Here is a 17,674-nt window from a genome sequence, read left to right as displayed (position 1 = left end):
ATGGCTCATAACGAGGCTGGACAGGCGGCACCCCGCGACATGGTGGGTTACGGGCGCACGCCGCCACACCCGCGCTGGCCCGGCGAGGCGCGGATCGCGGTGCAGTTCGTGCTCAACTACGAAGAGGGCGCGGAAAACAACGTCCTGGATGGCTCGGCGGGGTCGGAGACGTTTCTCTCGGAGATGGTCCCGGCCGAGGCATTCCCCAACCGGCACATGAGCATGGAATCGCTGTACGAATACGGCTCACGGGCCGGTCTCTGGCGCGTCTTGAGGGTCTTCGAGCGCCGTGGCCTGCCGCTGACCGTCTTCGCGGTGGCGCAGGCGTTGCAGCGCAATCCGGAGGCGGTGGCCGCGTTCGGTGAGCTTGGGCACGAGATTGCCTGTCACGGGCTGCGCTGGCAGTCCTATCAGTTGGTGTCGCCGGATATCGAACGTGAGCACATGGCGCAGGCGGTTCAGATCGTGCGCGATCTCACTGGCGCTGCGCCTCTGGGGTGGTACACGGGGCGAGACTCCCCACAGACCCGGCAGCTAGTGGTCGAGCACGGGGGGTTCACCTACGACTCCGACTCGTACGCCGACGATCTGCCGTACTGGGTTCGGGTGCCCGCTCACGGCGGTGTGATCGACCACCTGGTGGTGCCCTACACCCTGGACACGAATGACATGCGGTTCGCCTCACCGGCCGGATTCCCCAGTGGGGAACAATTTTTCACCCATCTGCGTGATGCCTTCGATTGTCTGTACGCCGAGGGGGAGGCGGGCAGCCCGAAGATGCTGTCGGTGGGTTTACATTGCCGGCTGGTGGGCCGGCCGGCGCGCACGGTTGCGCTCGAGCGGTTTCTCGACCACGTACAAGCTCATGAGGGGGTGTGGATCGCCAGACGACTCGACATCGCCGAGCATTGGCGCCGGATTCACCCCGCCGGTATCGACCCGAACGAATCCAATAGTCCGGCATAGGGTTTGACCGGAGGTGCGGCGAACTCGCCGTGCCCGGATTTACGCAGGCCCATCGACACCAACGATTGCACCAGGTTCACCGCGGCCGCCACGCCATCGATTACCGGGAGTCCGATCTCCGCCGAGATATCCCGGCACAGCCCGGCCATTCCCGCGCAGCCCAGCACGATCACCTCGCTGCCGTCGTCGCGGGCCGCGCGGCGGCATAGTTCTATGAGAATGTCCTTGGTCTGGGGATTGGTTTCCAAGTCCAGCACCGCGATATCGCAACCGTGCACGCCCCGGCAGAAACGTGACATCCCATAGCGTTCGGCCAGATCCCAGGCGCGCCCGGCGGTGCGTTCCAGCGTGGTGACCACACTGAACCCCCGGCCCAGGTGACTGGCCATGTGCATGGCGGCCTCGGCGATACCGAGCACCGGGCCGGTGGCAAGTTCCCGGGCGGCATCGAGGCCGGGATCGCCGAAGCATGCGAGTACATACCCGTCGGCGCCTTCGATTTCGGCGCGGCGGATTTCGGCCAGCACACCGGGCACACTCAACGCCTCGTCGTAATGGCTCTCTATCGATACCGGCCCCATCGCCGGGTTGACGGCGGTGATGCTGGTTCCCGGCCAGGCCGCCGATTCGGCCACCGCCCCGATGGCCTTCGTCATGGCCTCGGTGGTATTGGGATTGATGACGCGTATCCGCATGGCCCACAGGGTACGTCGCCCGCGTAGGGTGCGGGGTGTGGCGTTGTCACAACGCACCGCGTCATGAAACGTTCGCGTTAACTCTGTGTCGCCAGCGATGGCGGCCCGGCGCGTGCGCTGCGAAGATCGGGTGTGAGACGACGGCGATGGAGGGCGAATGTCACGTACGTTCCGCTACCGGAGGCTGATCAACGAGCTGCGCGCCAATCGGTCCGGGCATGACCAGACGAGTGTGCTCGACGGGCTGCGGCGGGCCATCCTGGACGGTGCCGCGCCGCCGGGCTCGATGATCCCCATCAACGAGGTGGCCGACACGTACCAGATCAGCCCGATCCCGGTGCGGGAAGCACTCAAGACCCTTGTCGCCGAAGGACTTGTCAATCATCGGGCCAATGGCGGATACCGGGTGGCTCAGCTCACGCTGCCGGAACTTCGTGAGATCTATTTCACCCGAGGCGTTCTCGAGCGTGCCGCGCTGGCACAGGCCGCGGCGCTGGCTACCTCGGAGGACCTGGATCGAGCGCTGGCCGAACACGAGCTGCTGCAACAGGCGACCGTCGAGGGTGATGCACGGGCCTTTCACCTGCATTCCCGGCGTTTTCACCGCGCCCTGGTGACCCCTTGCGGTATGCATCGCCTGTTGCACATGTTCGAGGCCACGTGGAATCTGACCGAGCCGTTTCAGGTGATGCGGACGGTATCGGCGTCGGATCAACTGCAGCTGCATGCCGACCATGAGGCGATGATCACAGCGGTGGCAAGGCGCGATACCGAGGCCCTGCTCGCAGTGGCGAGCACGCATCACGACCGCTTGGAGTCGGCGATAGTCTCTGCCGCAGGGCAATTGGATGTGATCGTCGATACGTAGCGGATTGACCGGTCGGCAAAATATAGACACCCGGCAACCTGGCCGCAACACGCTCGCTCTAGCGTCGCTTGCGCGGCCGGCGGGTGCGCACCGAGACCAGGGAGGTTCCGCGATGAGGAGAGTCCATCCCGTCGATGAGGTGCCGTCCGCGGGCAAGCTCGTCACGCTGGGCATTCAACATGTGATCGCGTTTTATGCCGGCGCGGTGCTGGTGCCGCTGCTCATCGCGCGCGCCATCGACCTGGACGCCGAGGCGCTGACCATGCTGATCACCGCCGACCTGTTCACCTGCGGCATCGCCTCCATTTTGCAGGCGGTCGGGTTCTGGAAGATCGGTGTGCGACTGCCGCTGCTGCAAGGGGTTACCTTCGCCACCCTGGCCCCGGTGATCAAGATCGCCAATGACCACGGCGGAGGCCGGGTCGGGCTGCTCACCGTCTACGGCGCCGTCATCGCCGCGGGTGCCTTCACCTTCCTCATCGCGCCGTTCTTCGCCCGCCTCATCCGCTTTTTCCCGCCGATCGTGACCGGTTCGGTCATCACGATCATCGGGGTATCGCTGCTGCCGGTGGGCATCGGCGACGCCGTCCGCAACCCGCACAGCCCGGTGGCCGCGCACGATCCCGGCAACGGGCGCTGGCTGATGTACGCGGTGGGCACCATCGTGCTGATCGTGTTGATGCAGAGGTTCTTTCGTGGCTTCTGGAGCACCATCGCGGTATTGCTCGGGTTGATCGCCGGTACCGCCATTGCCTGGCTCGCCGGTGATACCGATTTCACCCGGGTGGGCGAGGCGGGCTGGGTCGGATTCACCTCGCCGTTCGCCTTCGGCGCACCGCGTTTCGACGTCATCGCGGTGGTGTCCCTGATCGTGGTGTTGATGGTGACCGCCGTCGAATCCACTGGGGCGGTCTTCGCGACCGCCGAGATCGTCGGCAAGCGGGTGCGCGGGGCGGATATCGCGGCCACCGTCCGCGCCGACGGCATCGCCACCATGATCGGCGGCACCTTCAACTCCTTCCCGTACACGGCGTTCTCGGAGAACGTCGGTCTGGTGCGCCTGACCGGGGTCAAGAGTCGTTGGGTAGTAGCGGCCGCCGGGGTCATCATGATGGTGTTGGGCGTGCTGCCCAAGACCGCCAAGGTCGTGGAGTCCATCCCCGCCCCGGTGCTGGGCGGGGCCGCGATGACACTGTTCGCGACGGTGGCTGTGGTCGGCATCCAGACACTCGGCAAGGTCGACTTCAACGACCACCGCAACCTGATCATCGCCAGTACCTCACTGGCCATGGGGATGTACGTACAGTTCTCCCAGTCATCGGGCCCGTCGACCGTGCTGGATCGCGGACGTGAGGTTCAGGTTCCCGCGTTGCCGGGAATCGACCAGGCAGTGCCGGGACTGCTGCAGATCCCGTTCAGCACCGGTATCACCATGGGCGCTATCACCGCGATCGCCTTGAATCTGTTGTTCTTCCACACCGGCAGCCGGGGTATTGCGGTGGCGGGCGGCGGCGCCATCCGGCTCGCACAGGTCAACGAGATGACGTTGGAAGAGTTCCGTCGCACCTTCGGCGCACTGGTCCAAGACGTGCACTGGGTTGTCGATTGTGCCTACCGCCAGCGTCCCTTCGCCGACGCACACGATCTACGCAGCGCCTTCCAGGAGGCGATGCTCACCGGTAGCGATGAGGAACAGCTTGAACTCATCAGATCGTTCCCCGATTTGGGCGCCGAGGACGAAGCTGGAGAGATGACGGCCGTCGACCACACCATTTTGCAGACTCTCGACGAGGGCGAGCTGAACAACGTGGTGAGCCTGGCCAATGCCTATCGCGAGCATTTCGGTTTTCCACTGGTGATCTGCGCGCGTGAGACCGAGCGCTATGAGCGGGTGCTGCGCAATGGGTGGAGCCGCATGGAGAACTCCACGACCAGCGAGCGGTCGTTCGCCCTCATCGAGATCGCCAAGATCGCCAATTACCGGTTCGATGATCTGGTGGCCGACGCCAACCCCATCACGACGGCCCGCTTCGGGCGCTTCGAGGACTTCCATGCGGCGCGTTGATTGGCGGGGGATCGAGAGTTTCAACGAGCTCAGCGACGGCCAGGCGATCCACTGGCTCTACGAGTGCTGCGCGTCGCGGATATGGGCAGTGCGGGTCGCTGCAGGCCGGCCATTCCGCGATGAGGACGCGCTGTACCACCGGGCAGATCTGATTTTGGCCGAGCTGACCGACGCGGATGTGGACGAGGCGCTCGACGGGCACCCACGGATCGGGGAGCGGGCCGATAATGCGGCGTCGCGCCGCGAGCAGTCGGGAGTCACCGGTGCTGACGCCGCGGTACTGGAGCGTCTGCGGGAATGCAATGCCGAGTATGAGGAGCGGTTCGGCTACGTGTACCTGGTCTTTGCGAATGGTAGGCCTGCCGAGGAGCTACTGGCGATCCTTCAGGAGCGGCTCAAGAACGACCCGCAGCACGAGCGCCGGGTGATGAGAATGGAATTGGGAAAGATCAATCGCAGCCGCCTGGAGCGGATGCTGGGTCCGGCGGGCAGGCATGCCGATGAGATCGAGACGGAAGGTGGATTGTGACGGGTTTGAGTACCCATGTGCTGGACGCGGTATCCGGGCGACCGGCGCGGGGCGTGCCCGTGACGCTTCTGGACGGCACGGGCACCGAGCTTGCCAACGGCACAACAGATTCCGATGGCAGGATCGCCGACCTTACTAGTGCGGTGCTGGCCGCTGGGCGGTACCGGTTGGTGTTCGACACCGGCACCTGGTTCACCGACAACGGGATCGAGGGTTTCTACCCGGAAGTGATCATCAGTTTCCAGGCGGACGGTGGTGGGCATCTGCATGTCCCGTTGCTGCTGAGCCCGTACGCCTACTCCACCTATCGCGGCAGCTGAGAAAGGAAACGCACCAGTGGCAATCGTCCTCGGAGGCAATCAGTACGGCAAGGCCGAGAATCGGGTAGTCAGGATCTATCGCGACAGCCCGCGTCATGAGATCAAGGACCTCAACGTCGGCAGCGCGCTGCGTGGGGATTTCGCCGCGGCCTACACAGACGGCGATCAGCGCAAGGTGCTGCCCACCGACAGTCAGAAGCAGACCATCTATGCCTACGCCAAGGAGAAGGGCATAGAGACCATCGAGCGATACGGCCTGGACTTGGCGCATCACTTTGTGGACGAGTACGAACCGGTGACCGGTGCGCGGATTGAGATCGATGAATATGCCTGGGAGAGAGTCGTTGTCGACGGGCGCGAGCATGACCACAGCTGGGTTCGCAAGGGGCAGGAGGTGCGTACCGCGGAGATCACCGTCGACGGTGTGGGTGCGGCGCAGCGGAGCTGGGTGATCGGTGGTCTCAAAGACCTGGTTGTGCTGAAGTCGACGGGTTCGGAGTTTCACGATTTTCTTGAGGACAAGTACACGATTCTGCAGCCCACCAGTGACCGGGTGATGGCCACCTCGCTGGTGGCCAAATGGCGCTTTGTCGGTACCGATGTCGACTGGGATGAGACGTATCTGGGGGTCAAGCGGATCATTCTGGAGCGCTTCGCCACTGTGCATTCGCTGGCCTTGCAGCAGACGCTGTACGAGATCGGCAAGGCGATCCTGGAGGCGTATCCGCTGATCGCCGAGGTTCGGCTCTCGGCGCCTAACAAGCACCACTTCGTGTATGACCTGTCACCGTTCGGGCTGGAGAACCCCAACGAGGTTTTCCACGCAGACGACCGTCCGTACGGGCTCATCCAGGCCATCGTGACCCGCGACGACGCTCCGGAGGCCGGGCCGGCCTGGGACCCGCATCTGGCCTGGCTGGTCTAGCAGTCGCGGTCGAGGTAGCCGGTGATGTCGCGCCCACGCACCCGCACCGAGCTGATGGCCGGTTCGCGTAGCCCCATCAGCAGCCGGAACAGCAGCTGTTCGGTGGCCAACTGCTCATCGTCAGACCGGACGCCACGGAAGAGGGTGTCGGCTAACGGTTCCCATCGGTGTGGATCGATGATCAGGAAGTCTGCGTCCTTGCCTTCGTCCAAGTTGCCAAACGTTTCCTCGCGGTCCAGCGCGCGGGCCCCGGCAAGGGTGGCGGTGAACAACAGCTCGGCGGGATGCAGGGACACCGCGGCCGACGCCGGTTCGGACATATGGACTTTGAAGCAGTCGTTCAGTACACGCGTCATCAGCCATTCATCGCCACCGCCCACATCGGTGCCCAGAGCGATGGTGACTCCGCTCTCGACGGTCCGGCGCCACGGCATGGTCCCGGAGCCCAGGAACAGTTGTGAGGTAGGGCAATGCGCTATGGAGGAGCCGGTTTCGGCCATGCGTGCCAGTTCGGCATCCTGGCAATGCACGGCGTGCGCCAGGATGCTCCTGCGGCCCAACAGGGTTGAGCCGCCCTTGCGAGAGCCGGGCAGGAAATGACCGTCATAGGTATCCAGATAGCTGCTCACCCCGAACGTGGAGAGAGTGACGTCCACCTCACCGGTGCCGGGCCGGGCGTTCTCGTTGAGGTGCGAATGGAAGTAGACACCGCTGCCGCGCACCCCGTCGTACAGCTCGCCAAGCGCGGCGAGGGTATCGGGCGTGACAGACAGCGAGAACCGGGGCACCAGCGCCACGTCGGTGAGCGGGCTGCCATGCCAGCGCTCGATTTCGTCGGCACAGAGCTGGATTGCGCGCTCGGTGGTGGTGAGCAGCGGCGCGGCACTGTCGGGCCCGGTGGTCTGCACGCCGCGTCCGCTGACCATCCGCAGGCCCGCGGTGCGTGTCGCCGTGAACAAGGCGGCCTGCGCGTCGGGGAATGCCGAGCCCATCACCATCGCGGCCGTGGTACCGACGGCGATGCGGCGCCGGCAAAAGGTTTCGGCGGTGTGCTGGGCGAGCACCGGATCGGCCAAACGGGCCTCTGCCGGAAAGATGCAGCGCTGCAGCCACTCCAGCAGTTGGCCGCCGCCATAAGAATCGGTGCAGTAGGTCTGCGGGAAGTGCATGTGGGTGTCGACGAAGCCCGGGAGCAGGAAACCGGGGCGATGATCGCGCACCGGCCACGCGGAATATGCCTGCGGCAGTTCGGTATAGGTGCCGCAGTACGCGATCACACCGTCGGAGCTGACCGCCAGCACGCCATCGGGGATCGACTGCAGGTGCGCGGCGGCATCGGCGACACCGGGGGAGCCCGCGATGTGGAAGATATGCCCGCGGTAGACGGTGGCGGCAATCGGGTCCATCGCACCATAGTGCACATCGCACGTCGGGTCCGCAGCCCAAGGGTCACCGGCAGGTCCCGCCGATGAGTCCAATTACGTTGATCGAGAACGTTTTCGTGGCCACCGTGGATCGCGACGGTCGTGAGCTCGACAGTGCGACCGTGGTCATCGAGGGCAACCTGATCGCCGCGATACTGCACGCCGGTCAGCAGAACCCGTGGCAGGCACTGCCCGGCATCGAACGTGTGGATGGCCGTGGCTGTCTGCTCACACCCGGGCTGGTCAACACACACCACCACCTCTATCAGTGGATCACCCGCGGGCTTGCCGCCGATCACACTCTCTTCCAATGGCTCAGCGCCCTCTATCCGGTGTGGGCGGGTATCGACGCCGATGGTCTGCATGTGGCGGCGCAGGGTGCGTTGAGCTGGCTGGCGTTGTCAGGATGCACCACCACCACCGATCACCACTACGTGTTTCCCTCGGGCGCAGGCGATCTGCTGGAAGCCGAGATCGAGGCGGCGCGGGAGGTCGGCCTGCGGTTCGACCCGACCCGCGGGTCGATGGACCTGGGGCAGTCGGCCGGCGGCCTGCCGCCCGACGACCTGGTGGAGTCGATCGACACCGCCCTGGAGGCCAGCGCCGCGGCCGTCGAGCGCTGGCATGACCCCGCACCCGGATCGATGGTGCGCATCGGGCTGGCCCCCTGCTCGCCGTTCTCGGTGACAGCCGAGCTGTTGCGGCAGACGGCGGTGTTGGCCCGCGAGCACGGTGTCCGGATGCACACCCATCTGGCCGAGACCCAGGATGAAACCGACTACTGTGCCGAGCGGTTTGGCTGCAGCCCCTTGGACTACATGGACGAGCTGGGCTGGCTGGGGCCCGATGTGTGGTTCGCGCACGGTATTCACCTCGACGATGCGGCCATCGCCCGGCTGGCAGGCACGGGGACCGGTATCGCGCATTGCCCGACGTCCAACGGGCGCCTGGGTGCCGGTATCGCCCGTACCCGGGAGCTGCTGGCGGCCGGGGTACCGGTGGGTCTGGGTGTGGACGGCGCTGCTTCCAATGAGTCGGGGCGGCTGCTGGAGGAGGCGCACCAGGCGCTGCTGTTCGCCCGCGCGGTCGGAGGGCCTACGGCACTGAGCACACGTACCGCGCTGGAGCTGGCGACGTTAGGCGGAGCCCGCCTCCTTGGCCGTGCCGACGAGATCGGTTCTATCGAGGTCGGTAAGTACGCCGACCTGGTGCTGTGGGACCTGCGCACGCTGGGACACAGCGGCATCGATGATCCGGTGGCCGCATTGGTGCTGGGTGAGGTACCACCGGTGAAATGCTCGTGGGTGGGCGGCCAACCCGTCGTCAGGGACGGGCAGATGCTGACGGTGGACACCGATCGGATCGCGGCCGCGGTGCAGGCGGCGCATCATGGATTGATGGGCAGGGTGCGCTGATGGATCTGCACACCGTCGACTCGGTGCTGATTCCGCGGGACCGCGCTGATCTGGGCGGTCTCGGGATGCAGGACGGCGTGCTGGCGGGCGGCACCTGGCTGATGAGTCAGCCACAACCTGGGCTGCGGCGTTTAGTCGACCTTGCCGGTATGCGCTGGCCGGACCTGGTGGTGACCGAAGAGGGCCTGCAGGTCGCTGCCACCTGCAGCATCGAACGACTCGTCACTGCCTCATATCCCTCCGACTGGCAGGCCACCGCCCTTTTCGGGCAGTGCGCGCGTGCCCTGCTGGCCTCCTTCAAGATCTGGCGCGCCGCGACAGTCGGCGGCAACGTATGTCTGGGTCTGCCCGCGGGCGCGATGATCTCGCTGTGCGCTGCCCTGGATGCCGAGCTGCTCATCTGGCGCCGCGACGGAACCGACGAACGGTGCGCCGTTACCGACTTCGTGACCGATATCAACACGACGGTATTGCGTACCGGTGATGTATTGCGTGCCATCACCTTTCCCGCCGCAGCGCTTACGCAACCGACAACGCTGCGCAAGGTCGCGTACTCCGAGCTGGGGCGCTCCGGTGCATTGGTGACCGGGCGCCTGGACGGCCGCGACATCGTGCTCGGGGTCTCGGCCGCAACGCGTAGGCCATTCGTGCTGCGGGCTCCCGCCGAAACGGAAAGTGTCGCGCGGGCTGTGGCGGCCATCCCGGGCGCGCAGTTCCATACCGATGCGCATGGCACCGCGGACTGGCGGCGTGCGGTCACCGTTCAACTGGCCCGCGAGGTCGCTGATGAGCTGACCGGAGGCCGCCCGTGAAGGTCAACGGTCACATCATCGACACCAGCCCCCGACCCGGGCAGTGCCTGCGTACCTTCCTGCGCGAGCACGGCCACACCGAGGTCAAAAAGGGTTGCGACGCCGGTGATTGCGGTGCCTGCACGGTACTGGTGGACGGGGCATCGCAACATTCGTGCATCGTGCCCGCGCATCGCGTCACCGATGCCGAGATCCTCACCGTGCGTGGCCTCGGGGACGAACAGGGCCTGCATCCCATGCAGCACGGCTTCATCGGACATGCGGGATTCCAGTGCGGATTTTGCACCGCGGGAATGGTCTTGACGGCGGCCACGCTCACCGAGGACCAGACCGAAGATCTGGGAAATACGTTGAAAGGCAACCTGTGCCGGTGCACCGGTTACCGGCCTATTCGCGCGGCCATCTGCGGTGCGGCACCCCCGCAAGGGAGTGTCAGTGCCCCTGCAGCGGCGAGGGTGGTGACCGGCACCGAGCCGTACACCATGGACCAGCTGCCCGCCGGGGTTGGACATATTGCGGTCCTGGGCAGCCCGCACCCGTCGGCCCGTATCACCCAGATCGACATCCAGAAGGCCCGCGACGTGCCGGGGGTGCGCGCGGTGCTGTGTTATCGCGACGACCCAGGTGTGCCGTTCTCCACCGCACGCCATCACGAGCGCACCGACGACCCCGACGACACACTGATTTTCGACCGTGTGCTGCGTTTCGCGGGACAGCGCGTCGCCGCGGTGGTGGCGGACTCGCCGACCATCGCGCACCGGGCGCTCGAGTACATCGACATCGAGTACGAGGTACTGCCGGCGATCTTCGATCCAGAGCTGGCGCAGCAGCCCGGCGCACACATGGTGCATGGGGATAAGGGGTCCGGTGCCAGGATCGCCGATCCCGCACGCAATCTGGTCGCCGAGGTGCACGGTGAGGTCGGTGATGTCGAGGCCGCGGTGACCCGGGCCAGGGAATCGGGGGCGGTGGTCAGCGGCAGCTGGCAGACGGCGCGGGTGCAGCACGTGCACCTGGAAACCCACGGCGCGGTGGGCTGGCAGGACGAGCGCGGGCGGTATGTGCTGCGTACCAGCAGTCAGGTCCCGTTCCTGGTGCGCGACGAGCTGTGTCATGTTTTCGGCCTTGCACGCGAACAGGTTCGGGTGTTCGCACCGCGCGTCGGTGGCGGGTTCGGCGCCAAACAGGAGATGCTCACCGAGGATTTGGTGCTGCTGGCGGTGCGTGTCACCGGGGCACCTGCGGTTTATGAGTTCAGCCGCACCGACCAGTTCACCATCGCGCCGTGCCGCCACCCCATGCGGGTGAATGTGACCGCCGCGGCCGGACCCGACGGGGTGCTGACCGCGCTGGCGGTCGACGTGCTCTCCGATGCCGGGGCCTACGGCAACCACAGCGTCGGGGTGATGTTCCACGGCTGTAACGAGTCGATGGCCCAATACCGCTGCGCCAACAAGCGCGTCGACGCGCAAGCTGTTTACACCAACAACATTCCGTCCGGTGCGTTCCGTGGCTACGGGCTGGGGCAGGTGCTGTTCGGTATCGAATCGGCACTCGACGAGCTGGCACGTGAACTCGGCATCGACCCGTTCGAGTTCCGGCGCCGCAACGCCATCGTCCCGGGAGACCCGTTTGTCAGCTGGGAAGTCGAGGAAGACGACCTGGAGTTCGGTAGTTACGGGCTGGACCAGTGTCTGGACCTCGCGCAGGACGCGCTGGCTCGCGGCGGCGCCGATCCGGCGCGTAACGGATCGACCCTGTCTGCGGAGTGGAAGGTAGGGGAGGGCATGGCGATCGCCATGATCGCGACCGTGCCGCCGCGTGGGCATGTGGCCGATGCGCGCGCCGAGCTGGACGCGCAAGGGCGCTACCGGATTACCGTGGGTTCTGCCGAATTCGGCAACGGCACCACCACTGTGCACGCGCAGCTCGCGGCTGCGGTACTGGGATGCGTACCGGCCCAGGTCGACATTCACCAGGCCGACACCGACGGGGTGGGCCACGACACGGGTGCCTTCGGCTCGGCCGGCACCACCGTCGCGGGTCTGGCCGTGCACCGTGCGGCGGAGCTATTGCGCGACAGAATCATCCGGTTTGCCGCGGCGAAGTTGGCGGTACCGGAATCGCGGTGCGTGTTGGGACCCGACGGCGTGCGGACCGGCGGGGAGCTGCTGGGGCTGGTCGATATCGCGGGCTCGGCGCCGCAGCCGTTGGCCGCACTGGGCCGCCATGAGGGCACGCCCCGGTCGGTCGCCTTCAACGTCCAGGCATTCCGCGTCGGTGTGCATCCGGGCACCGGCACCGTGCGCATCCTGCAATCGATACAGGCCGCCGACGCGGGGGTGGTCATCAACCCACAGCAGTGCCGCGGCCAGGTGGAAGGCGGTGTGGCACAGGCCATCGGTTCTGCGCTCTACGAAGAGATCCTGGTGCAGGACGGCTTTGTCAGCACCACGGCGCTGCGCAACTATCACATTCCGCGACTGGTGGATCTGCCCGATACCGAGGTCTACTTCGCCGACACCTATGACGCGTTGGGGCCGCTGGGAGCCAAGTCGATGAGCGAGTCCCCGTACAACCCGGTGGCCCCCGCGCTGGCCAACGCGATCCGTGACGCCGTCGGGGTTCGGATGCACCGTCTGCCGATGAACGCGGCACGCGTGTGGCAGGCCATCAACGCATCCGGTGCGGGAGCGTCCTCATGAAGAACGTGCTGGGTGATCTGATCGATCTGCTCGAGGGCGGTGGCGCTGTCGCCTTGGCCCGCGTCGTGGAGGTCAGCGGCGCTGCTCCGCGTGAACCCGGTGCGGCGATGCTCGTGACGGCCGATTCGGCGGTCATCGGATCGCTGTCCGGTGGATGTGTGGAGGCTGCGGTCATCGAGACCGCACGTGACGTGCTGGCGACCGGGCTGTGTGTCAGTGAGCGGTTTGGTGTCGACGACGGTATGGCTCCCGGACTCACCTGCGGCGGTGAGATCGAAGTCGTCACCGAACGTGTGGACTCCGACAAAGTGCCACTGCTGCGCCGGTTGCGTGCGCTGATCGAGGCGGGGGAGCCGGTGGGGTTGGTGAGCACGCTGTCGGGGACTCCGGATTGGGCCCTGGTGCGGCCGGGCGAGTCGGCGCCGTGGCCGCAGATCGACGGCAACATCGCGTCGTTGGTGCGGGCGGGGCACAGCGCGGTGGCGGGTGCCGATCGCTGTGAGCCCGATCAATCCGCGCGGCCGCGTGTGTTTGTGCAGGCGTTCGGAGCACCGCCGCGGATGATTCTGGCAGGCGCCAACGCCTTCGTGCGGGCTTTGAGCCACACGGGAAGCCAACTGGGTTACCGGGTGACGGTGGTCGATGCGCGCGAGGTGTTCGCGACGCCGGCACAGTTCCCGCACGCCCATGAGGTGGTGGTCGACTGGCCGCACCGATACCTGCGCGCCGAAGTAGCGGCCGGGCGCGTCGACGGGCGCACCGTGGTGTGCGTGCTCACCCACGACCCGAAGTTCGATGTGCCGATGCTGGCGGCGGCACTGACGACAGCATCGGTGGCATTCGTCGGCGCGCTGGGCTCACGCCGCACCCACATCGAGCGGGTCGCCCGCCTGCGTGAGGAAGGCGTCACCGACGATCAGCTGCGGCGCTTACACAGCCCGCTGGGCCTGGACCTCAATGCCCGCACGCCGGAGGAGACCGCGATATCCATTGCAGCGCAAATCATCGCGGAGACGTCGGGAGGATCAGGGCGGGCCCTGAGCGACACCGAAGGGCCGATTCACCGGTGAGGACTACCGGCTAGGCGGCGCGCCTGGCCAGCCGTTCCCGGTGCCATCTACTCCGCGCAGAGTGGTGCGCCGAGAATCCCTCGTTGGGATGTGTCCCCAGTCGACCGTTGGGTTTGTCGAACTGAACGAACACGTCGAGATCCTCTGGGGACAAACTGAAATCGAAGATCTGAAGATTCTCCGCCAGTCGGCTCGGCGAGCAGGTCTTGGGAATCACCACATGTCCCAATTCGATATGCCAACGCAGGATGAGCTGCGCGGGGGTCTTGTTGTGTTTTGCGGCCAGCGCGGCCAGTGGGGAGTCCTCGGTGGTGCCGATTCCCTGGGCCAGCGGGCTCCAGGCCTCGGTGACGATTTCCCGATCGGAGTTGAACTGCCGCAACTTTCGCTGCTGGAAGTACGGGTGTAACTCCACCTGGTTGATCACCGGTAGTACGCCGGTCGCATCGACGATGGCGTGAACGTGCTCGGGCTCGAAATTGGATACTCCGATGGCACGGATGCCGCCGGACAAGTAGAGCTGCACGATCTGCTGCCAGGCAGTCACATACTGCCCGTGATCCGGTGCAGGCCAATGGATCAGGAATAGATCCACGTAATCGGTGCCCAGCATCTCGAGGCTGCGGGCGAAAGCGCCCGCCACATCAGAGAAATCGTCTACCCACAACTTCGTGGTGATGAAGACGTCTTCGCGTGGTATGCCCGAACGGGCGATGCCCAGACCGACTCCTCGCTCATTGCCATATCTGGTGGCGGTGTCGATATGTCGATATCCGGCGTCAAGTGCTTGCCGGACAATGGTTTCCGCTTCGACATCGGGGATTGCGGCGACGCCGAGCCCGAGCTGCGGGATGTCCACACCATTGTGGAAACGAACTTTCGGGACAGTGCATGGTTGCATGACGGACTCCAATCACTCTGCGGCTGAAGGAGCAGTGGAATTGATACCCGGGAGCGACACGTCCTTGTGACAGTTGAAACTGTAGAACTGTCAGTTGAATTCGGCATCTATGACGCTGCTCACAAAATCGCTGTGAACTTGCTGAAATCGCTGAACAGCAAGGGGTTTCGGTGTCCGCACGACTATTCGATTTACACGATCCTTACGTCGCGAGTGTCGCGATTGGTCCCTGTGCGATGGCAGAAACGAGCGCAGGAGGGGCTTATGCGGTGGCGTTGGCTTTGACCAGGCGGGCCACGGATTGGGCTTTGTCACTCGTGGCGTCGGTGCGTCCGCGTACCGATACGTCGATGATGTACTGCGATGTCTGGATGGCAGCTCGTTGCGTCTGGCGTGGCGCCAGATGCTGCGGGCCGGTCGATTCGGTGACAATCGCATGCACAAAATCTGATGAAATGCGATCCTCTGCAACATTTTTGATTTCCACATTGGTTACCGCACCGGTCCCGGTGCCTCTTGTGGTGAACGGCGTGTCCTGGCAATGCCGCCAGCTGGCCTCCAGGCTGGTGAACCAGGTTCTCGCGCTGCCTGGGGAATCCAGCTCAACAATCTGGATCTCTATCGTCGTGCCCGAACCAGTTCCCCGGATTTTCCAGCGTGTAGACCACTGCTGCTGTATGGCCTGACGTACCGGAGCTTCGGCGAATGTGGTGCCCCAACTGGGTGAGGCAACGCCGAGGCACTCGACAGAACTTGTGCGGGTATCCGCGCTGTGGGCATTGGCTGCCGCGAGGTCGAGCCTTTCGACGCGTGCATCCGAATGGAGCCGGAGCGCCAATAGTGAAGACATCTGGGCATCATCGGGCAGGATCTCGGCCGCGGAACCAACGTGTCCTTGACCCACATTCGCGGCGCCGGGAACCACACACCCGGCCAACAACCCGCCCGCGATGAACAGGCCAGTCAGCTGCACTCGTAGAGCTTGCACCAGCAATTTCTAGTGCGGAAAAGACAGATGGTCAAGCCGCAAAAATCGCCAGATTCTTAGTGCTTCAGCTACCGCTAGGGCGAGAAAGTGAATGCCTACTTCATCCAGGTCCAATGAGAAATGAACACCCGACGGCGAACTGTTCGCAGGTCAACCCAGCGACGAGGTGGGCGCTCTGTGGTTAATGGGATCTGAACTACCGGTTGACGGGTCAGGGGTGGTGGCTCACGCTTATGCCATGTCTGGAATGAGTGAGCAGGCATTGGTGGCGGCGGTCCAGCAGCGGCTGATGGCGATGTACTCGTGGTTGTCGCCCGAACACGTCTCGGCTGTGGTGCAGGGTGCGCACGCACAGTTCGTCGATTGCCGGGTGCGTGAGTTTGTGCCGTTGCTGGTCGAGCGACGCGCCCGCGCGGAGTTGGCGACGGCGAGTTCGTCGAGTGCGGTGACGGCCGAGGGGGCTACCGCGCGTCTCGCGTAGTGGGGTACCGGTGATGCAGGCCGTCGATGAGCCGGTGGGCCTCATAGAGGTCTCTGCGCATGGCGGCGGCCCGGCGGTGGTGATGCCGGTGGGTTGAGCTGTGCTGCGGGGTATGTCGGATGAGGCGCTCGGTCTTGGCCATGTTTTGTGACACTTCGTTGACATGCTCGTAGAGCGATACCAGGAGTGTCCGGGCCTGTGCCACAGAGGCATCCTCAGTCACGTGCGCATTTTTACATCTGATCACTCACGTGTACAGCTACCTGCTAGGCCCGGCGAAAGTGCTTCAACTGCCTGTTGAATGGCCAGTATGGGATGGGCGATCGTGCAGTCTTTTGACCTGGAGAAAAACTGTGGTGCGCGATACTGGGATTGAACCAGTGACCTCTTCCGTGTCAGGGAAGCGCTCTCCCGCTGAGCTAATCGCGCGGGTCTTTATGGAGGTGGAGACGGGAATCGAACCCGTGTGCACGGCTTTGCAGGCCGTTGCCTCACCACTCGGCCACTCCACCGCTAGGGATGCCTGTCTACCCCTTCGAGCGGATGACGGGATTCGAACCCGCGACCCTCACCTTGGCAAGGTGATGCGCTACCAACTGCGCTACATCCGCGCGCAACGGATGAGATCGTCACCCGGTGCGAGTTGAAACAGTAGTCGAACGGAAGGTTTATTCACAAATCCCTTGCGTGCGCGGCCCGTCGGCGGCCGGACTGCGGTGTTTACGGCGTCTCGTGCTAGCCTTTCACCTCGGTTGATCAGCCATCAACGATCAACATTGCGGTCTCGTAGCTCAGTGGAAGAGCACTCGCCTCACACGCGAGGGGTCGCTGGTTCGAACCCAGCCGGGACCACTCCTTGTCTTCGCAGATCAGAGGGCTAATCACCCACATTCCTGACCCTTTTGGGCTATCCAGGGGCTATGTCGGGTTCTTTGCTGGGGTTGCTGCCGACGCATCCTTCACCTACACCCGCCCTGGCGTCGTCCGGGTTGCATCGCTCCGCCAACGGGTGCCAGAAGGCACCAACGCGGCTCGGCTAGCGCAGTAGGGGAGAGGCGCGTCACATCGAAGCCCATTAATGGCCTTTAGGCACCAATTACGTTAATCTCATTGGTGGGAAACGGAACCCATGCACCAGGGCGCGGTGCGCTGAGAATAAAAAGGTTTCGTTTTATGTCTATTCCCACACGGTATTTATCTACCGCCGAAGCTGCCGAATATATCGGCGTATCCAAGAACACCCTTCGGAGCTACGTCACAAAGAAGATAATCCCCGCACATCGCGTCGGAACGCGGCTGTTGAAATTTGACAGAATGGAATTAGACGAGATTATCAAGAGTCTTGGCCGCTGATAATTTCGGCGATTTCCTTCAGTAGCGTCATCCATGCCGCGTACGATCATGGCTCACGTGAGTTGGCTTCCGGCAGAGGGGGATCTATGGCACGAGATTGCAAGATCGGGCGACGAACCATAGGAGCAACGACCACAGGGCTGGTCGTTGCGATAGC

The 17,674-nt window shown here is 64.5% G+C and carries 17 protein-coding genes and 4 tRNA genes; 13 read left to right on the top strand and 8 right to left on the bottom strand.

Annotated elements, in window-relative coordinates; genetic code table 11:
* Window positions 1-966, top strand: coding sequence for an allantoinase PuuE (gene puuE, locus BB28_RS14460; RefSeq protein WP_081252270.1), 966 nt, complete (start codon window positions 1-3; stop codon window positions 964-966).
* Here the strand turns inward: puuE and BB28_RS14455 are convergent.
* Window positions 921-1,661, bottom strand: coding sequence for an aspartate/glutamate racemase family protein (locus BB28_RS14455; protein WP_046254002.1), 741 nt, complete (start codon window positions 1,659-1,661; stop codon window positions 921-923). The two genes, puuE and BB28_RS14455, sit on opposite strands and share 46 nt — an antisense overlap.
* A gap of 157 nt (window positions 1,662-1,818) precedes the next feature.
* On the opposite strand from BB28_RS14455, the gene BB28_RS14450 reads away from it, so the two are divergent.
* The 5 genes from BB28_RS14450 (at window position 1,819) to pucL (ending at window position 6,368) form a co-directional block, all read left to right on the top strand.
* The gene (locus BB28_RS14450; protein ID WP_030093719.1) at window positions 1,819-2,529 is read left to right on the top strand and encodes a GntR family transcriptional regulator; all 711 of its coding nucleotides are present in this window, start codon (window positions 1,819-1,821) and stop codon (window positions 2,527-2,529) included.
* A 112-nt stretch (window positions 2,530-2,641) separates the two neighbouring features.
* Window positions 2,642-4,594, top strand: a complete 1,953-nt coding sequence (locus BB28_RS14445) for a solute carrier family 23 protein (protein WP_046254001.1) — start codon at window positions 2,642-2,644, stop codon at window positions 4,592-4,594.
* Window positions 4,581-5,123 (top strand): 2-oxo-4-hydroxy-4-carboxy-5-ureidoimidazoline decarboxylase, encoded by a 543-nt coding sequence (gene uraD / locus BB28_RS14440; RefSeq protein WP_046254000.1) that lies wholly within the window; start codon window positions 4,581-4,583, stop codon window positions 5,121-5,123. The genes BB28_RS14445 and uraD overlap by 14 nt, the downstream gene beginning before the upstream one ends.
* The gene (uraH, locus tag BB28_RS14435) at window positions 5,120-5,443 is read left to right on the top strand and encodes a hydroxyisourate hydrolase (protein ID WP_046253999.1); all 324 of its coding nucleotides are present in this window, start codon (window positions 5,120-5,122) and stop codon (window positions 5,441-5,443) included. Before uraD ends, uraH begins: the two co-directional genes overlap by 4 nt.
* A 16-nt stretch (window positions 5,444-5,459) precedes the next feature.
* Window positions 5,460-6,368: a factor-independent urate hydroxylase gene (gene pucL, locus BB28_RS14430; RefSeq protein ID WP_046253998.1), complete on the top strand. Its 909-nt coding sequence runs from the start codon at window positions 5,460-5,462 to the stop codon at window positions 6,366-6,368.
* On the opposite strand, the gene BB28_RS14425 is transcribed toward pucL, so the two are convergent.
* Window positions 6,365-7,774, bottom strand: coding sequence for an amidohydrolase family protein (locus tag BB28_RS14425; protein ID WP_046253997.1), 1,410 nt, complete (start codon window positions 7,772-7,774; stop codon window positions 6,365-6,367). The two genes, pucL and BB28_RS14425, sit on opposite strands and share 4 nt — an antisense overlap.
* A gap of 62 nt (window positions 7,775-7,836) precedes the next feature.
* Between BB28_RS14425 and BB28_RS14420 the strand changes: the two genes are divergently transcribed.
* From BB28_RS14420 to BB28_RS14405, 4 genes are read left to right on the top strand one after another with little or no spacing between them, the layout of a single operon-like run.
* Window positions 7,837-9,207: an 8-oxoguanine deaminase gene (locus BB28_RS14420; protein ID WP_046253996.1), complete on the top strand. Its 1,371-nt coding sequence runs from the start codon at window positions 7,837-7,839 to the stop codon at window positions 9,205-9,207.
* The gene (locus BB28_RS14415; RefSeq protein ID WP_046253995.1) at window positions 9,207-10,019 is read left to right on the top strand and encodes an FAD binding domain-containing protein; all 813 of its coding nucleotides are present in this window, start codon (window positions 9,207-9,209) and stop codon (window positions 10,017-10,019) included. Before BB28_RS14420 ends, BB28_RS14415 begins: the two co-directional genes overlap by 1 nt.
* Window positions 10,016-12,724, top strand: coding sequence for a molybdopterin-dependent oxidoreductase (locus BB28_RS14410; protein WP_046253994.1), 2,709 nt, complete (start codon window positions 10,016-10,018; stop codon window positions 12,722-12,724). Before BB28_RS14415 ends, BB28_RS14410 begins: the two co-directional genes overlap by 4 nt.
* The gene (locus tag BB28_RS14405) at window positions 12,721-13,794 is read left to right on the top strand and encodes an XdhC family protein (protein WP_046253993.1); all 1,074 of its coding nucleotides are present in this window, start codon (window positions 12,721-12,723) and stop codon (window positions 13,792-13,794) included. The genes BB28_RS14410 and BB28_RS14405 overlap by 4 nt, the downstream gene beginning before the upstream one ends.
* A gap of 10 nt (window positions 13,795-13,804) precedes the next feature.
* On the opposite strand, the gene BB28_RS14400 is transcribed toward BB28_RS14405, so the two are convergent.
* A complete protein-coding gene (locus BB28_RS14400; RefSeq protein ID WP_046253992.1) occupies window positions 13,805-14,695 on the bottom strand; it encodes an aldo/keto reductase in 891 nt (296 codons plus the stop codon).
* Window positions 14,696-14,957: 262 nt separating this feature from the next.
* The gene (locus BB28_RS14395) at window positions 14,958-15,683 is read right to left on the bottom strand and encodes a sensor domain-containing protein (RefSeq protein ID WP_126315409.1); all 726 of its coding nucleotides are present in this window, start codon (window positions 15,681-15,683) and stop codon (window positions 14,958-14,960) included.
* Window positions 15,684-15,921: 238 nt separating this feature from the next.
* On the opposite strand from BB28_RS14395, the gene BB28_RS14390 reads away from it, so the two are divergent.
* Window positions 15,922-16,164 carry a three-helix bundle dimerization domain-containing protein gene (locus BB28_RS14390; protein ID WP_046253990.1) on the top strand — a complete coding sequence of 81 codons (243 nt, stop codon included), beginning with the start codon at window positions 15,922-15,924 and terminating at the stop codon, window positions 16,162-16,164.
* Here BB28_RS14390 and BB28_RS14385 read toward each other — a convergent pair.
* From BB28_RS14385 to BB28_RS14370, 4 genes are all read right to left on the bottom strand, one after another.
* Window positions 16,145-16,387: a hypothetical protein gene (locus BB28_RS14385; protein ID WP_225421940.1), complete on the bottom strand. Its 243-nt coding sequence runs from the start codon at window positions 16,385-16,387 to the stop codon at window positions 16,145-16,147. The two genes, BB28_RS14390 and BB28_RS14385, sit on opposite strands and share 20 nt — an antisense overlap.
* Window positions 16,388-16,518: 131 nt before the next feature.
* Window positions 16,519-16,593, bottom strand: a tRNA-Val gene (locus BB28_RS14380).
* Window positions 16,594-16,602: 9 nt separating this feature from the next.
* Window positions 16,603-16,676 (bottom strand) — tRNA-Cys (locus tag BB28_RS14375).
* A gap of 26 nt (window positions 16,677-16,702) precedes the next feature.
* Window positions 16,703-16,775, bottom strand: a tRNA-Gly gene (locus tag BB28_RS14370).
* Between the two features lie 169 nt (window positions 16,776-16,944).
* Here BB28_RS14370 and BB28_RS14365 point away from each other — a divergent pair.
* Together BB28_RS14365 and BB28_RS25825 are read left to right on the top strand one after the other, a co-directional pair.
* Window positions 16,945-17,016: transfer RNA gene (locus BB28_RS14365), tRNA-Val, on the top strand.
* Window positions 17,017-17,337: 321 nt separating this feature from the next.
* Complete coding sequence (locus BB28_RS25825) at window positions 17,338-17,517, top strand: helix-turn-helix domain-containing protein (RefSeq protein WP_075874259.1); 180 nt, start codon at window positions 17,338-17,340, stop codon at window positions 17,515-17,517.
* Window positions 17,518-17,674: the final 157 nt, after the last annotated feature.

It is taken from the genome of Mycobacteroides chelonae CCUG 47445, assembly GCF_001632805.1.
Classification (GTDB): domain Bacteria; phylum Actinomycetota; class Actinomycetes; order Mycobacteriales; family Mycobacteriaceae; genus Mycobacterium; species Mycobacterium chelonae.
This window is presented reverse-complemented; position numbering and strand designations above follow the sequence as displayed.

What these genes read in the sequence shown, in the direction of transcription:
- BB28_RS14455 (WP_046254002.1), bottom strand. Translation starts at nt 1,661, where the DNA reads ATGCGGATACGCGTCATCAATCCCAATACCACCGAGGCCATGACGAAG.
- BB28_RS14415 (WP_046253995.1), top strand. Translation starts at nt 9,207, where the DNA reads ATGGATCTGCACACCGTCGACTCGGTGCTGATTCCGCGGGACCGCGCT.
- BB28_RS14445 (WP_046254001.1), top strand. Translation starts at nt 2,642, where the DNA reads ATGAGGAGAGTCCATCCCGTCGATGAGGTGCCGTCCGCGGGCAAGCTC.
- BB28_RS14425 (WP_046253997.1), bottom strand. Translation starts at nt 7,774, where the DNA reads ATGGACCCGATTGCCGCCACCGTCTACCGCGGGCATATCTTCCACATC.
- uraD (WP_046254000.1), top strand. Translation starts at nt 4,581, where the DNA reads ATGCGGCGCGTTGATTGGCGGGGGATCGAGAGTTTCAACGAGCTCAGC.
- BB28_RS14450 (WP_030093719.1), top strand. Translation starts at nt 1,819, where the DNA reads ATGTCACGTACGTTCCGCTACCGGAGGCTGATCAACGAGCTGCGCGCC.
- BB28_RS25825 (WP_075874259.1), top strand. Translation starts at nt 17,338, where the DNA reads ATGTCTATTCCCACACGGTATTTATCTACCGCCGAAGCTGCCGAATAT.
- BB28_RS14420 (WP_046253996.1), top strand. Translation starts at nt 7,837, where the DNA reads ATGAGTCCAATTACGTTGATCGAGAACGTTTTCGTGGCCACCGTGGAT.
- BB28_RS14400 (WP_046253992.1), bottom strand. Translation starts at nt 14,695, where the DNA reads ATGCAACCATGCACTGTCCCGAAAGTTCGTTTCCACAATGGTGTGGAC.
- BB28_RS14390 (WP_046253990.1), top strand. Translation starts at nt 15,922, where the DNA reads ATGTCTGGAATGAGTGAGCAGGCATTGGTGGCGGCGGTCCAGCAGCGG.
- BB28_RS14405 (WP_046253993.1), top strand. Translation starts at nt 12,721, where the DNA reads ATGAAGAACGTGCTGGGTGATCTGATCGATCTGCTCGAGGGCGGTGGC.
- puuE (WP_081252270.1), top strand. Translation starts at nt 1, where the DNA reads ATGGCTCATAACGAGGCTGGACAGGCGGCACCCCGCGACATGGTGGGT.